At 58.2% G+C, this 14019-nt stretch carries 13 protein-coding genes, 4 tRNA genes and 1 pseudogene; 10 read left to right on the top strand and 8 right to left on the bottom strand.

Annotated elements, in window-relative coordinates:
* Nucleotides 1–14: 14 nt before the first annotated feature.
* Entirely contained in the window at nt 15–713 is a 699-nt protein-coding gene (gene pyrF, locus ACM110_RS16730) for an orotidine-5'-phosphate decarboxylase (protein WP_172668695.1), read from the top strand.
* Nucleotides 714–799: 86 nt separating this feature from the next.
* Here the strand turns inward: pyrF and ACM110_RS16725 are convergent, their stop codons facing one another.
* Nucleotides 800–1804 (bottom strand): NADP-dependent oxidoreductase, encoded by a 1005-nt coding sequence (locus ACM110_RS16725; RefSeq protein WP_416128645.1) that lies wholly within the window; start codon nt 1802–1804, stop codon nt 800–802.
* 239 nt (nt 1805–2043) lie between these two features.
* Here ACM110_RS16725 and ACM110_RS16720 point away from each other — a divergent pair, with 239 nt between their 5' ends.
* The gene (locus ACM110_RS16720; protein WP_150631761.1) at nt 2044–2805 is read left to right on the top strand and encodes an SDR family oxidoreductase; all 762 of its coding nucleotides are present in this window, start codon (nt 2044–2046) and stop codon (nt 2803–2805) included.
* Between the two features lie 72 nt (nt 2806–2877).
* Here the strand turns inward: ACM110_RS16720 and ACM110_RS16715 are convergent, their stop codons facing one another.
* Entirely contained in the window at nt 2878–3009 is a 132-nt protein-coding gene (locus ACM110_RS16715; RefSeq protein WP_416128644.1) for a hypothetical protein, read from the bottom strand.
* A 60-nt stretch (nt 3010–3069) separates the two neighbouring features.
* Here ACM110_RS16715 and ACM110_RS16710 point away from each other — a divergent pair, with 60 nt between their 5' ends.
* From ACM110_RS16710 to ACM110_RS16700, 3 genes and pseudogenes are all read left to right on the top strand, one after another.
* Entirely contained in the window at nt 3070–4449 is a 1380-nt protein-coding gene (locus ACM110_RS16710) for a PLP-dependent aminotransferase family protein (protein ID WP_416128643.1), read from the top strand.
* A 108-nt stretch (nt 4450–4557) separates the two neighbouring features.
* Nucleotides 4558–5652: pseudogene (locus ACM110_RS16705) on the top strand (HAMP domain-containing protein); the annotation flags it as partial.
* Nucleotides 5641–6522: a methyl-accepting chemotaxis protein gene (locus ACM110_RS16700; RefSeq protein WP_416128681.1), complete on the top strand. Its 882-nt coding sequence runs from the start codon at nt 5641–5643 to the stop codon at nt 6520–6522. The pseudogene ACM110_RS16705 and the gene ACM110_RS16700, both read left to right, overlap by 12 nt.
* A 563-nt stretch (nt 6523–7085) precedes the next feature.
* Here the strand turns inward: ACM110_RS16700 and ACM110_RS16695 are convergent.
* Nucleotides 7086–7844, bottom strand: a complete 759-nt coding sequence (locus ACM110_RS16695; protein WP_416128642.1) for a hypothetical protein — start codon at nt 7842–7844, stop codon at nt 7086–7088.
* A gap of 386 nt (nt 7845–8230) precedes the next feature.
* Between ACM110_RS16695 and ACM110_RS16690 the strand changes: the two genes are divergently transcribed.
* The 4 genes from ACM110_RS16690 to ACM110_RS16675 all read left to right on the top strand — a co-directional run bounded on the left by ACM110_RS16690 (nt 8231) and on the right by ACM110_RS16675 (nt 8643).
* Nucleotides 8231–8306, top strand: a tRNA-Glu gene (locus tag ACM110_RS16690).
* A gap of 2 nt (nt 8307–8308) precedes the next feature.
* A tRNA-Gly gene (locus ACM110_RS16685) sits at nt 8309–8384 on the top strand.
* Between the two features lie 104 nt (nt 8385–8488).
* Nucleotides 8489–8564, top strand: a tRNA-Glu gene (locus tag ACM110_RS16680).
* A gap of 3 nt (nt 8565–8567) precedes the next feature.
* Nucleotides 8568–8643, top strand: a tRNA-Gly gene (locus ACM110_RS16675).
* Between the two features lie 104 nt (nt 8644–8747).
* Here ACM110_RS16675 and cqsA read toward each other — a convergent pair.
* The 4 genes from cqsA to ACM110_RS16655 form a co-directional block, all read right to left on the bottom strand.
* Nucleotides 8748–9995 carry an alpha-hydroxyketone-type quorum-sensing autoinducer synthase gene (cqsA, locus tag ACM110_RS16670; RefSeq protein ID WP_416128641.1) on the bottom strand — a complete coding sequence of 416 codons (1248 nt, stop codon included), beginning with the start codon at nt 9993–9995 and terminating at the stop codon, nt 8748–8750.
* Nucleotides 9996–10199: 204 nt separating this feature from the next.
* Nucleotides 10200–10838, bottom strand: a complete 639-nt coding sequence (locus tag ACM110_RS16665; protein ID WP_416128640.1) for a LysE family translocator — start codon at nt 10836–10838, stop codon at nt 10200–10202.
* A 1-nt stretch (nt 10839) separates the two neighbouring features.
* Nucleotides 10840–11610 carry a 2OG-Fe(II) oxygenase gene (locus ACM110_RS16660; protein WP_416128639.1) on the bottom strand — a complete coding sequence of 257 codons (771 nt, stop codon included), beginning with the start codon at nt 11608–11610 and terminating at the stop codon, nt 10840–10842.
* 93 nt (nt 11611–11703) lie between these two features.
* On the bottom strand, nt 11704–12330 hold the full coding sequence (locus tag ACM110_RS16655) for an alanyl-tRNA editing protein (RefSeq protein ID WP_416128638.1): 627 nt from the start codon (nt 12328–12330) through the stop codon (nt 11704–11706).
* Nucleotides 12331–12421: 91 nt separating this feature from the next.
* Here ACM110_RS16655 and ACM110_RS16650 point away from each other — a divergent pair, with 91 nt between their 5' ends.
* A complete protein-coding gene (locus ACM110_RS16650) occupies nt 12422–13420 on the top strand; it encodes a LysR family transcriptional regulator (RefSeq protein WP_416128637.1) in 999 nt (332 codons plus the stop codon).
* Nucleotides 13421–13575: 155 nt separating this feature from the next.
* On the opposite strand, the gene ACM110_RS16645 is transcribed toward ACM110_RS16650, so the two are convergent.
* Entirely contained in the window at nt 13576–13983 is a 408-nt protein-coding gene (locus ACM110_RS16645; RefSeq protein WP_416128636.1) for a PA2817 family protein, read from the bottom strand.
* Nucleotides 13984–14019 lie beyond the last annotated feature (36 nt).

The raw sequence follows: 14019 nt of genomic DNA, 5'->3' as shown, positions 1-14019 counted from the left end.
CTGAGAGCCCACTCATGTCCGCCTGCCAGACTCCCATCATCGTCGCCCTGGATTTCCCCACCCGTGACGCCGCACTGAAGCTGGCCGATCAGTTGGACCCGAAGCTGTGCCGGGTCAAAGTCGGTAAAGAACTCTTCACCAGCTGCGCCTCGGAAATCGTCGGCACCTTGCGCGACAAGGGTTTCGAAGTGTTCCTGGACCTCAAGTTCCACGATATTCCGAACACCACCGCCATGGCCGTTAAAGCGGCAGCGGAGATGGGCGTGTGGATGGTCAACGTGCACTGCTCCGGTGGCCTGCGCATGATGGCGGCCTGCCGTGAAGTGCTGGACAAGCGCAGCGGCCCGCAGCCGTTGCTGATCGGCGTGACCGTGCTGACCAGTATGGAGCGTGAGGATCTGGCGGGCATCGGCCTGGATATCGAGCCGCAGGAGCAGGTGCTGCGCCTGGCCGCACTGGCGGAAAAAGCCGGGATGGATGGTCTGGTGTGCTCGGCCCTGGAAGCCCAGGCCCTGAAATCGGCGCACCCGTCGCTGCAACTGGTGACCCCGGGGATTCGTCCGGCGGGCAGCGCCCAGGACGACCAACGCCGCATCCTGACCCCGCGTCAGGCGCTGGACGCCGGTTCCGACTATCTGGTGATCGGCCGTCCGATCAGCCAGGCGGCCGATCCGGCCAAGGCGTTGGCTTCGGTGGTGGCCGAACTGGCGTAAAAAGATCGCAGGCTGCGCCAGCTCCTACAGGGGAATCCAATCCCATGTAGGAGCTGGCGCAGCCTGCGATCTTTTGATCTTTTGCTTTAAACCTTCAACACCAATTTCCCGAAATTCTCCCCGCTGAACAATTTCATCAGCGTCTCCGGGAAGGTCTCCAGGCCTTCGACGATATCTTCCTTGCTCTTGAGCTGCCCCTTGGCCATCCAGCCAGCCATTTCCTGGCCGGCAGAGGCGAACTGTGCCGCGTAGTCCATCACCACAAAGCCTTCCATGCGCGCGCGGTTGACCAGCAGTGACAGGTAGTTGGCCGGGCCTTTGACCGCTTCCTTGTTGTTGTACTGGCTGATGGCGCCGCAAATCACTACTCGCGCCTTCATGTTCAGACGGCTCAGCACCGCGTCGAGAATGTCGCCGCCGACGTTATCGAAATACACGTCGACACCTTTCGGGCATTCACGCTTGAGGCCGGCGATCACATCTTCGTTCTTGTAGTCGATGACGCCGTCAAAACCCAGTTCGTCGATCAGGAACTTGCATTTGTCCGCGCCGCCAGCGATGCCGACCACCCGACATCCTTTGATCTTGGCGATCTGCCCGGCAATGCTGCCCACCGCACCGGCTGCACCCGACAACACCACGGTGTCACCGGCCTTTGGCGCGCCGACATCGAGCAGGGCGAAGTAAGCGGTCATGCCGGTCATGCCCAGTGCGGACAGATAGCGCGGAAGTGGTGCCAGTTTCGGATCGACCTTGTAGAAACCGCGTGGCTCTCCGAGGAAGTAATCCTGCACACCCAAGGCGCCGTTGACGTAGTCGCCGACCGCGAAGCCCGGATTGTTCGAAGCGATGACTTTGCCTACACCCAGCGCGCGCATCACCTCACCAAGACCGACCGGTGGAATGTAGGACTTGCCTTCGTTCATCCAGCCACGCATGGCCGGGTCCAGGGACAGGTATTCGTTCTTGACCAGGATCTGACCTGCCGCCGGTTCGCCGACCGGTACTTCCTGATAAGTGAATGTCTCGCGGGTCGCGGCGCCCACCGGGCGTTTGGCGAGCAGGAACTGGCGATTGGTCTGTGAAGTCATGGCAGGCACTCAAGATGAATGAAGCCTTGTTGATAGACCTTCATGGACGATGCCGCAAGTTTGGCTGATGCGGCGAATGCAGGCTGATCCAGTGCAGTGATAGTTGGTACGGCAGTTCCATCACTGCAACTCATGGGCACCCAACCGGCCTTCTGATAGTGCTGCCGCGTCATGGGTAGCTGTGGCTAGACTGGGAAAAAACGCGATCCCCCGCAAAACTTCTCTTCGAGGACTTAACAATGAGCATGACGTTTTCCGGCCAGGTCGCCGTAGTCACGGGCGCCGCCAATGGTATCGGCCGGGCAACTGCCCAGGCGTTCGCCGCTGAAGGTCTGAAAGTGGTGGTGGCCGACATGGACACGGCGGGCGGCGAAGGTACCGTGGCGCTGATTCGTACGGCGGGCGGCGAAGCGACCTTCGTGCGTTGCAACGTTACGCTGGAAAGCGATGTAAAGAATCTGATGGATGAAGTGGTCAATACCTACGGCCGCCTCGACTATGCCTTCAACAATGCCGGCATCGAGATCGAGAAGGGCAAGTTGGCCGAGGGTACTGTCGACGAGTTCGATGCGATCATGGGCGTCAACGTCAAAGGTGTATGGCTGTGCATGAAATACCAGTTGCCGTTGCTGCTGGCACAGGGTGGCGGCGCGATCGTCAACACGGCCTCGGTGGCGGGGCTTGGCGCTGCGCCGAAGATGAGCATCTATGCCGCCTCCAAACATGCGGTGATCGGCCTGACCAAATCCGCCGCCATCGAATACGCGAAGAAAAAAATCCGCGTCAATGCCGTATGCCCGGCGGTGATCGACACCGACATGTTCCGCCGCGCCTATGAAGCCGACCCGAAGAAAGGCGAATTCGCCAACGCCATGCACCCGGTGGGTCGCATCGGCAAGGTCGAGGAAATCGCCAGCGCGGTGCTGTACCTGTGCAGCGACGGTGCTGCATTCACCACGGGGCATTCGCTGGCTGTGGATGGTGGTGTGACGGCGTTTTAAAACGAGACACTAAATCCAGAGTAAACACGAAACCTGTAGGAGCTGAGCTTGCTCGCGATGACGGTATGTCTGTCACATCGATGTTGGATGTGCCGCCGTCATCGCGAGCAAGCTCGCTCCCACAGGTTTTTTGTTTGCCTTGAGCATCCCGGCAGTGTGTTTCAAATGGTTAAAACCAAGGGTTTTGGCGGCGTTGTCGCACATCCCTTGGAGCGCTCCTGTGATTAACTGCTTCGCGCAGAATGCACAGGAGTTTTCTTGCTCATGGAATTGAGAATCGATCGACAGGCCCCCGTGCCGGTCATACAGCAAATTGTCGAAGCGCTAACCTGTTGGCTCCGTTGCAATGGTTTGGAGCCGGGTGCGCGATTGCCTTCGGTACGACAAATCGCGCGGATCAACCTGCTCAGTCAGTCTTGTGTCGTCGAGGCCTGTGAGCGTCTTGTCGCGCAGGGGGTGCTGGCGTCGCGTCATGGCGCTGGTTTTGTCGTGGCGGCCACAGCTGCGATTGCGCATACGGAGGCTGTGTGGCTCGAAGGCGCTGAAGACAAGGAGGGCGGGTCCTCGTGTGAGTTGCAACTGGGTGGTGGAGGGCTGCCCGAAAGCTGGCGTGAAACGGACGATCTGGCTTACGCGATCCGTCAGGTCAGTCGCACCGACATGGCCGGCCTGTTCAACTACAGCACGCCGCTGGGTTTGCCTGCCTTGCGCGGGCAAATTCTCAAGCGCCTGAAACGGCTGGATATCAGCGTTGAGGACAGTCAAATCCTGACGACCTCGGGTGCCAGCCAGGCCCTGGATTTGATCGTGCGAGCGTTGTTCAAACCGGGTGAAAGCGTGGTGGTGGAAAACCCCGGTTACCCCATGCTGTTCGATCTGCTCAGGTTGCACGGTGTCAGCATGCTCGAAGTACCACGAACGCCGCAGGGGCCGGACGTTGCAGCGCTGGCAGCGTTGCTGCTGAAGCACCGGCCGCGCGGACTGTTCATCAATAGCTTCCACCATAACCCTACCGGCTGCAGCCTGACGGCAGGGGTGGCGCAGCAGGTGCTGCAACTGGCGAAAGAGCACGGTGTGCTGGTGATCGAGGACGACGTCTATGCAGACTTGCACAATGGCCCCGGCAAGCGCCTCGCGGCACTGGATGACTGCGTGATCTACGTTGGAAGCTATTCCAAAACCCTCAGCAGCTCCCTGCGAGTCGGTTTTGTGGTGGCCAGCACCGAGGTGATCGCGCGACTGGCCGAGGTCAAGATGATCAGCAGCATGGGCGCCTCAAGATTTTGCGAGTCAGTGCTGGCCTGCCTGTTGGCCAATGGCGCCTATCGCAAATTGGTGCAGCGCCAGCGGCAGCGCTTGAACACCGATCGACAAGCGGCATTGCAGCAGCTCGAAGACGCCGAATGGGAGGTTTTCGGCAAGCCCACGGGAGGTCTGTTCATCTGGGCGCGGTCGCGGATGTCGGACTACGCTCAGGTGCGAATACAGGCCCGACGGTTCGGCGTCGAGCTGTCATCGGCGACGGCATTTGATCCCGCCGGCGCGGCCAATGAATGGCTGCGCATCAATGTGGCGTGTGCCTGTGATCCGCGAGCGCGGGCATTTTTTCAGGCCACCGCTCGGGATCGACCTCAAGCGTTCTGAAAACGACGCAGGCGTAGCTTTTTGCCATTATTCCGACGCCAGAGACTTGTGTTGCCACAGGCCCGTTGCGAATCTGCGTCTACAGATAATGGCAGGGGACTAAGTGCAATGATTTCGGCCGCGCAAGGACGTTTTGCCAACCTCGGTATGGCAAAAAAAATGGGTATCGGGTTTCTACTGGTGCTGTTGTTGACTGCCCTGGTGGCGGCCATCGGCGTCTGGTCCCTGCAAACCATCAGCCATCGTTTCGACGGGCTCAAGCAGATGTCGTCGCTCAACAGCGGTCTGCTGAAGGTGCGCCTGCTGGAGCAGGAGTATGCCTTGCACGGCAACCCGAAAACCGTCGAAGCCCTGCACCAAGGTGTCGACGGCTTGATCGCCCTGGCGAACGAACTCAAGGCCGCGTCTGCGGCGAATGTGCCGGTGATGAATGATGTCGAACAGTCCCTCGGCGCCTATCGCAAGGCATTCGACGAGTTTGTTTCGCTCAGTCAGGCCAAGGACCTCGCACTGGAAATGGCCAGTTGGTCGGTGTCCAGCGTGGCCAACAACCTTGACGTGTTGCAGGCCGGGCTTGCCGATGACGGCACCTATACGCTGAAGGATTCCGAGGGCAAGGACGGCGCGCAATTCGTCGAGCAAGCCAACCAGGTCAGTCAGGTCTCCCGGTTGATGCTGCAAGCCATGAACGAAGCGCGCGTGCGTCTGGATCAGAGCCGCAAGGGCGACGACAGCGCGGGGCAAGGCAAGATCGAGCAGGCCAGTCAGGCACTGACCCAGGCTGAACAACTGAAAACCACGGTCAAGGATGAGGGCTACCAGACCGTCCTCAATGAAGTGATCGGCCATATCTCCAGTTTCAGCGACAAGCTCACCGAATACACCGGCCTGCTGGAGCAGGAAAAAACCGTCTATCAGCAATTGCATCAACGCGCTGCCCAGGTGGTGGAGCGGGTGGATCAGGCCTATGTCGCTGAAGACCAGTCGATGCAGGCAGAGCTGAAAAAGAATTCGCTGCTGATTATTGGCTCCTCCGCGCTGGCGTTGCTGGTCGGGCTGATTGCCGCGTGGGTCATCACCCGGTTGATTGTGGGGCCGCTGCGCAGTGTGATTTCTGTCGCGCAACAGATCGCCTCGGGGGATTTGAGCGGGACGATCGAAGTTACCCGCCGCGACGAGATTGGTCAGTTGATGCAAGCCATGCAACAGATGGGTGTGGGGCTGAGCCATATCGTCAGCGGCTTGCAGGCGGGCATCGAGCAACTGGCGACTTCAGCGCATTCGCTTTCGGCGGTGACTGAACAGACCAACCTCGAAGTCAGCAGCCAGAAGGAAGAAACCGAGCAGGTCGCCACCGCGATGAACCAGATGACGGCCACGGTACACGATGTCGCGCGCAACGCCGAGGAAGCCGCCGTGGCGGCGCAAACGGCGGATGGCAAGGTTGAAAGCGGTCAGCATGTGGTGCGCCAGAGCATGGCGCGGATCGAGCAACTGGCGGATTCGGCTACATCGGCCAGTTCGAGCATTGAAAGCCTGAGCGCGGAAATCCAGAACATCGGCACGGTGCTTGGCGTGATCAAAAGTGTCGCAGAACAAACCAACCTGCTGGCGCTCAATGCGGCCATCGAGGCCGCACGGGCCGGCGAGCAGGGCAGGGGCTTTGCGGTGGTGGCTGATGAAGTGCGGGCGCTGGCCAAACGGACTCAACAATCGACCGAGGAAATCGAGCGACTGGTCAGCGCCTTGCGCTCGGCGGCGCAGGCGTCGGTGCAGCAGATCCAGAACAGTGGCGAGTTGGTGAAACTGGCGGTCAGTGATGCGCTGCAGACCGAGAGTGCGTTGGGCAGTATCGCGGCAGCGGTGTCGTTGATTCAGCAGATGAACCAGCAGATCGCGGCGGCCGCCGAGGAGCAGAGTTCGGTGGCCGAGGAGATCAATCGCAGTGTCACGAGTATTCGGGCCAGTGCTGATCAGTCTTCACTAGCGATGCAGGGGAATGCGGCGTCGAGTATCGAGCTGGCGCAGTTGGGGGTTGAGTTGAAGGGGATGGTGGGGCATTTCAGGCTTTGAGCTTTGAGCTTTTTTGATTGAGTACATATCCGTTGCTGCGGTAATGGCGGCTTATGGTTTCGCCCTTACGGCGACTCCCTTTTTTACAAGCGCCTAAAAAAGGAAGCAAAAAACGCTCGCCCCTTACGTACGGCCCCTCGCCAGGGCTCGGTGTTCCTTCGCTCCGGCATTCATCCGGGGGCATCGCCTCCGGTCTGCTTCGCGACGACCTCCTCTCGATGTGTGCGGCTTCGCCGCACGGCGCTACGCGCCCACCCCCGGATAAACGCCTCCACTCAGCCTGCCGATGGGGCGGGTGGATCAAAAGCGGCAGGCGAGCTAACGCTCGGCCTGTTGAGTGGTGAAGAGCATAAGTGCACCCCAAACCACTGTGGGAGCTGGCTTGCCAGCGATGGCGGCCTTACAGCCGACCAATCCCTTCCTGATGCCCCTCATTCAAACTTTAGGAGCCAGCCTGCTGGCGATGACGACCTGAATGCCAACGTATTTCACTTGGATGTCTACATCCTCTAAATCCAACCCAAAAAAAGCCACCTCCCGGTGGCTTTCTCTTTTGTCGCTGGTCAGTCGTAGATCACTTTCTTCTTCCAGTCCGCATCCGCCTCGACGTCCTTGAGGCCTTCGGTCAGTTGGTTCACTTCGCCTTCTACCGGAGCAATGCGGTCCATGACTTGGGCGTTGGCGCGGGCCAGGAGTTTTTCCAGGTATTCCAGCTGCTCGGCGTACATCTGTGGTTCCTGCTGTTTGCGCAGGTATTGCGCACCACGCTCGAACGCCAGGCGCGCCTGGCCGGGCTGGTTCTGCTGCAGGGAGTGCTGGCCAAGGTTGTTGAAGAACTCGATGTGCAGCAGCACCAGAATATGGCGGACCTCGCGGATCCAGCGCTTGGCTTCGTTGGGCGGCAGGAAGCCGTCCTGTGCGGCGCGGGTGATCTGGCCGTGCAAGGCTTCAAGGAGGAAGCGCACGTCCTTGGCCTTGGCTTCGGTCTGAATCGGCGCCGGCGGGTTGTTGACCGGGATCGATTCGCCTTGGCCCACCAGAGCTTCCAGTTCGGTAATCCGTGCCTTGAGGTTGGAACTGGTCTTTTCCAGGTTCAGCAGGCGTTGGCAAACATTCAGTTCCAGACGCGTCAGCAGCAGCTTGAGCGCCGGTGTCATCAATTGGCCGGGGAAGGTCTCGGTGATCTCACCGCAACGACGCAGACGATCGTTGAGTTCAACCTTGGTACGGGCCCTTTCCAGCTTATTGTTTTCCACCACATGGTTGATGTAGCCAATGGCGATCAATAATGCGATCCCGGCTACGACGAGCAGGGTGATCATGAGTGGTGTCACCGGTAAGACCTCTTTTTAGGGTTCGCGTGCGAGTGTAGTGGCTTGCTATATAAGCGCCTAGGGCCGCTCGACGAGTTGGATCGATGTGGCTCAATCTGTATCGGCAGCTGTCTGCTTATATAAATGCTGGCATCCAAGAAGCATATTGCCATCATTGATGGCGCCGACTATAACGCCTTGGCGAGTGTCAGAATATAGGCGCCAAACACCGGGCGGCGGAAAATCCGGATTGGTGCCTGAAAGCAGGGCGAAGTCATTGATTTAAATAAATTTATATCAGGGGGTTGACGACCTCTCAATCCATCCATAGAATGCGCGCCACTTGCAGCGTAAAGCACACAGCGAAACGAAGCAGGGAGTGAATGTTGTAGTGTGTCCCCTTCGTCTAGTGGCCTAGGACACCGCCCTTTCACGGCGGTAACAGGGGTTCGAGTCCCCTAGGGGACGCCATTGCGGGAATAGCTCAGTTGGTAGAGCACGACCTTGCCAAGGTCGGGGTCGCGAGTTCGAGTCTCGTTTCCCGCTCCATTTTTAAACAGCGTTGCTTTCGGGCAAGGCTGAGTGAAACCAGAACCAAGTCTTCGGATGCGGATCTGGGCACCGAAACACACACCATGTGTTCCGGGCAGCGTGTCCCCTTCGTCTAGTGGCCTAGGACACCGCCCTTTCACGGCGGTAACAGGGGTTCGAGTCCCCTAGGGGACGCCATTTGCGGGAATAGCTCAGTTGGTAGAGCACGACCTTGCCAAGGTCGGGGTCGCGAGTTCGAGTCTCGTTTCCCGCTCCATATTTAACAAAAACGCCGCTCATTGAGCGGCGTTTTTGTTTGTGCGCGATTTGTATATGCAGCATTAAAAGGCCCGCCAGTCTGACTGTGCGGGCTTTTTGCGTTCAACGCGTTATCAGCTTATTGGTTGATGAAGAGCGCCTCCACCCTTTTAATCCGACTTCATCCCGAATATCACTACAGGCTTGTATGAAGCGATCAACATCCTCATCGCTGAGGCCGGAATTCATCGAGAATCTTACTAACGAACGATTGAGCCCGGTTGCCGGAGAGCAGAAGACTGAGCCGAATATACCTCGTGCTTGTAACGCGTCCCTGAGACGAAGGGTCAATAACTCCAGCCCAGGCTCCAGCGCAACGATCTGTTCGGATCCTGTGCTCATGTCATACCCCAACTGCATGAGTGCAGACCTTGTTCGACGGGTAATTGCATGCAGCCTGTTACGGCGCTCGTCAGCATGCTGTAGAAAATCAGCAGCCTGTTCGAACCAGATCAATTCGTGATCAAGCAGACTTGAGCTGAAAATGGCGGGATAGGACTCCATGGCAAAGTAGTCCTTGAAACTGCCGGGACAAGTAATCAGGCCTGCTCGCCCGGCGAAGGCCTTTGCCAGGCTGACAGTCTGGAAATGGACCTTGTCGAACAAGTAATGCTGCGCGACCAATCCCGCGCCGTGTGGGCCGTGGGTTCCAAGTGAATGGGATTCATCGACGACCAAGACGCAGCCAAGGCGATGCGCAACATCAGCGAAGTCTTCCAAAGGGCAAAGACTGCCGTTAGTGCTGTAGATCGCATCGACAGCAATGACGCCTGGACCGTGCTTCTTTATCTGCCGCTCCGCATGATCGGCATCGTTGTGCGCAAACACGATTGCATGTGCATGGGCGGCATGCGCACCTTGCCAGAGCGACATATGTGCATGGATATCCAGATACACCGGAATGTCCCTGCCGGCGATGGCCTGCAGCAGCCCCACATTCGCCGCCCATCCTGATTGGCAAAGAATGCTGTCCTGTGCCCCCATGAACCGAGCCAGTCTGTGCTCAAGCCTGGTCATCGGAGTATCCCCGTGTAGAAAAACAGCGGACATCAAGAGTTGGTGTCGTGTCTGAAGTACCGCTTGTGCCTGGGCTTCGATCAATTGCTTCTCCGTTGCCAGACACAGATAGTCATTGCTCGACAAATGCAGAGCATCCGGGCCGGGAATGGCGCCGCGCAGCAAATGTTGGCCTGCCCATCTCTGCTGTACGCGCCCCACGGAGTGGCTTTCGATGCGTGCCTGAACAAAATCAGGGAGGTGAGCGTAGTGAGTTCGTTGTGGGCCTTGAGGCGGTTGGTGTAATACAGGCATAGCTGAGCTCCCTTCTGCCGGGGCGGCTTGCCCTGAACGCCAAAGGTTTCGAGTTCTCACTACACGCTTGGATCCGCTGCATGACTACTGTCAGAGTTGACAGTTTTTCCACGTAACCGACGGATGATCACGCTGTATCCATATTTGAGGCATTAAAAAGGCCCGCCAGTCTGACTGTGCGGGCCTTTTTCGTGTCGGCAGTTTTTACATCGACAACATCAACCGCCCCGCAAGCAAAATCAGAATCACACCCATGGTCCGTTCAAACCAATGCCCCATGCGCATGAACAGCAATCTGATCCGGGGATTGGAAAAAAACAGCGCCACAATCACAAACCACAAAGCATTCACAAAGCACATCCACACGCCGTACAGCGCCTGAATCTGCAGCGGTGTCGTAGCACTGATTAGGGTGGTGAAAATCGCCAGGAAAAACAGGGTCGCCTTGGGGTTGGTGGCGTTGGTCAGGAAACCAGTGGTAAACGCCTTCAGCAGTGTTTGTTCAACGACCGGTTCATTCGAGTCTTTTTCGCCTTCCAGAACGGTTTTTGGCTGGCTGCGCAACAGGCTCACGCCCAAGTAAAGAATGTAGGCACCGCCCACGACCTTGGCCACCGTCAGTAGCCAAGGGGTGGTGTGCATCAATGCGCCGACGCCCAGCAAGGTGTACAGCACATGCACGGAAATACCGGCGCCGATGCCCAGCGCCGTGCAGATTCCCACCCAACGGCCGAAACGCACGCTCTGGCGGATTGTTACGGCGAAGTCCGGTCCGGGAGCGACCACGGCCAGGAAATGGATGGTCGCCAGCGCCAGGAACTCGCCCAGGTAATTCGAAAGCATCTCAACTCCAGAAGGTCAGGGGGGAAGCAGTGCCGCGATAGCCGACGAAGAAAGAAAGGCTCAAGCGTGGATCGGCCACACCCGGAGTTACCGAGTGCATGCGGCGTGAATTGAACATGATGAAATCCCCGGGCGCGGGAAGAATTTCCAGCGTCGGAGTTCCCAGCAGCGTCGGGTCGATGCCGTAACTGTCGCCGCGCATTTCATCGAACTGTTCCGGGGAAATGTCGTCATCCCATATCTGCAGTGCGCCGCCCTCGGCGGGCATGTTCAGGTAAACATTGCAGGCGAACTGCGCTTCCAGGCTTCTGGCTTGAAAGCTGTCCGGGGCGTCCTTGGCGAAAATGTCGTGATGGGCGAGAAAACACACGCCGGGTTTCACGACGCGGGAGAGGCCGACATACATCTTGCGGCCGTAGAGGTTTTCCAGTTGCGCACCGGCCGGCCAGGACTCGTCGAGCATGCAGCGCAGGGTATCGACCGGAGACGCGTAGGGCGCGCAACGGTTGCGCAGTTCCGCGATGTTGCGGGTGGCGCGTTCGAAGTAATCCTCGATCAGCAGTGGCTGGTTTTCCGCCTCGTAAAACGCCATGCCGATACGGCCGATGCTCGGCGCGTTGATATAGCCTTCAAAGCCCGGCGCGAGGATTTTGTCGCCGATCTGGATCGGCAATGGCGAGGGCAACCAGCCTTTGATGCGGATGGCGAGGACTTCTTCGTTGGCCAGCTTTTTTATGCACGTCTCATCGAGACATTCGACGTCTAGCATCATGTCTTAGGTCCATCTATCAGAGAGTCGACGAAGCCTGCGAATGCAGGCTCCCCCCGGCGTCGGGCAATGGCATTGACGCCATTGTCCAAAGGCTCAATCCACGTGGTAGTGGACGGACAGCGTCCCTTTCTTTTGCGAAAGGGATTCGATCGTGACCGTGCCCAGATCCTTCAGGCTACGTACATGGGTGCCACCGCAACCGTAGGCGGGGAGTTCACCAAAGCCGATTTCCCGCGCGCCTTCGCGCAGCGACGTCAGGCGCGGCAGGTCGTGGGCGATCCACTGTTGAATGCCGTGTTGCAGGGTCTGGACTTCAACTTCCTGCGCCGATTCGGAAGGCTTGAACTGCACGCGTCCTTCGCCAGGCCAGTGATGGCCCTTGATCGGCATCCAGCCCATGGCCTGGACGAAGTGCCCGATCAGATGGCCGGCGGAATGCAGGCGCGTGTTGAGCTGGCGACGTTGTTCGTCGACGCAGATCCGGGTCATGCCGGTTTTTACCGGGCGGTCGACAAAATGAATGATCCGGTCCGGGTCCTGGACGACTCGCAACACTTGGCTTTCGCCGATCCAGCCAGTGTCACAGGGCTGTCCGCCGCCTTGGGGGTGGAACAATGTTGCGCGCAACACCACGGCGAATTCGTTCTCGTGGGGCGTACATTCCAGGACTTCCACGTTGGCCTTGAGGTCATCACTATGGAAAAAGAGGCGAAGCGTCATGTTCCATGCTCGTAATCAAATTTCTATTTTTTATTATATGAAGCGTCGAATAGCGTGATAATCCGTTCAAACATCAAAGGACTGTTGCGTTGTGAGCATAAATCTTCCACTGCCGCTGCTGGGTGAGATGGCGATTTTCGTCAAGGTTGTCGAGACCGGGAGCTTTTCCGAGGCAGCTCGCCAGTTAGGCTCTTCACCCTCGGCGGTCAGCCGCAGTATTTCGCGGCTGGAGAAAGCCCTCGCCACACGCCTGCTGCAGCGAACCACGCGTAAGTTGCGTTTGAGCGATGGTGGCGAGGAGGTATTCAAACGTTGTCAGGAGATGGTCAACGCCGCTCGCTCAGTCATGGAAATCAGCGGCCAGTTCACTGATGAACCGGAGGGCGTGGTGCGTATCAGCGTGCCGAAAGCGGTGGGCCGAATCGTGATTCACCCGCATATGCCGGAGTTTTTGCGCCGGTATCCCAAAGTGGATGTGGAGCTGTTGCTTGAGGATCGTCAGGTGGATTTGATCGACGATCACGTCGACCTGGCGATTCGCATCACCGATCGGCCGCCTGCGGGGCTGGTGGGGCGGCAGTTGCTGACGATCGACCATTTGCTATGCGCGACTCCGGAGTATCTGGCTGAACACGGAACGCCGACTCACCCCCATGACTTGCTCAACCATAGCTGCATTTATCTGGGTGAAACCCCGAGCGATGCGCGCTGGAAATTCAAGAAAGGCAGCAAATCGGTCACCGTCGGCGTACGCGGGCGATATGCCGCCAATCACACGGGTGTCCGTTTTGGCGCGGTATTGCAGCACATCGGCATTGGCAGCCTGCCGTATTTCACAGCGCGCCGTGCCCTGGAAAAAGGGTTGATGGTGCAGGTTTTGCCGGACTGGACCTTTTTGGCGTCGTACCACGGAGGCGCCTGGTTGCTGCATTCGCCAACCCGATACCTGCCTCCCAAAATACGGGTAATGATCGATTACCTGGTGGAGTGCCTGGCCAAGGAGCCGACTTTGGGCAAGCCAGGCAAGTCGGGCAATCTGATGACGGCCGTATCGGAATATGAGTTGCCCGAGAGTGACGGATTGTTCTGAATAAAGATCAAAAGATCGCAGCCTTCGGCAGCTCCTACAGAAGGTACGCATTCCAATGTAGGAGCTGCCGAAGGCTGCGATCTTTTGATCTGCCCGGAAATACAAAAAAGGCCCGCATGTTCACCATGCGGGCCTTTTTCATTACATCTTTCAGATCAGTGCTTGCTGTCCTGGTTCGACAACGCCAGCAGCTGTTTTTCCTGATTCCAGTCAAACGGTTCGTCGTTCTGTTCGGCTTCGAAGCGACGTTCTTCCAGCGCCTGATACAGGTCGATTTCATCATCGGGCATGTAGTGCAGGCAGTCACCGGCGAAGTACCACAGCAGGTCGCGCGGGACCAGGTGGGCGATTTGCGGGTAGCGGGTGATCACCTGGCACAGAATTTCCTGGCCCAAGTACTGGCTTTCGATCGGGTCGACCGGCAGCAATCCAAGCAGTTCGTCGAAGCGCTCCAGGAACAAGGCATGGCTTTCGTCGGGAACCTGTTCGGCCTCACCTACGGCGACCAGGATGCTGCGCAGGTGGTCGAGCAATACGAGATGATCGGCAACGATGTTGGACACGAGATAAGTCCTCAAGAGCAAAACGGGCGCGGGAGT

This window comes from Pseudomonas sp. NFX98 (genome assembly GCF_047784845.1).
Taxonomy (GTDB): Bacteria; Pseudomonadota; Gammaproteobacteria; order Pseudomonadales; family Pseudomonadaceae; genus Aquipseudomonas.
The sequence above is the reverse complement of the archived record's forward strand: the minus strand, read 5'-3'. Positions and strand labels throughout refer to the sequence as shown.

Coding starts and splice junctions, on each gene's coding strand:
- pyrF (WP_172668695.1), top strand. CDS start 15: ATGTCCGCCTGCCAGACTCCCATCATCGTCGCCCTGGATTTCCCCACC.
- ACM110_RS16725 (WP_416128645.1), bottom strand. CDS start 1,804: ATGACTTCACAGACCAATCGCCAGTTCCTGCTCGCCAAACGCCCGGTG.
- ACM110_RS16720 (WP_150631761.1), top strand. CDS start 2,044: ATGAGCATGACGTTTTCCGGCCAGGTCGCCGTAGTCACGGGCGCCGCC.
- ACM110_RS16715 (WP_416128644.1), bottom strand. CDS start 3,009: ATGTGCGACAACGCCGCCAAAACCCTTGGTTTTAACCATTTGAAACAC.
- ACM110_RS16710 (WP_416128643.1), top strand. CDS start 3,070: ATGGAATTGAGAATCGATCGACAGGCCCCCGTGCCGGTCATACAGCAA.
- ACM110_RS16700 (WP_416128681.1), top strand. CDS start 5,641: ATGCAAGCCATGCAACAGATGGGTGTGGGGCTGAGCCATATCGTCAGC.
- ACM110_RS16695 (WP_416128642.1), bottom strand. CDS start 7,844: ATGATCACCCTGCTCGTCGTAGCCGGGATCGCATTATTGATCGCCATT.
- cqsA (WP_416128641.1), bottom strand. CDS start 9,995: ATGCCTGTATTACACCAACCGCCTCAAGGCCCACAACGAACTCACTAC.
- ACM110_RS16665 (WP_416128640.1), bottom strand. CDS start 10,838: ATGCTTTCGAATTACCTGGGCGAGTTCCTGGCGCTGGCGACCATCCAT.
- ACM110_RS16660 (WP_416128639.1), bottom strand. CDS start 11,610: ATGATGCTAGACGTCGAATGTCTCGATGAGACGTGCATAAAAAAGCTG.
- ACM110_RS16655 (WP_416128638.1), bottom strand. CDS start 12,330: ATGACGCTTCGCCTCTTTTTCCATAGTGATGACCTCAAGGCCAACGTG.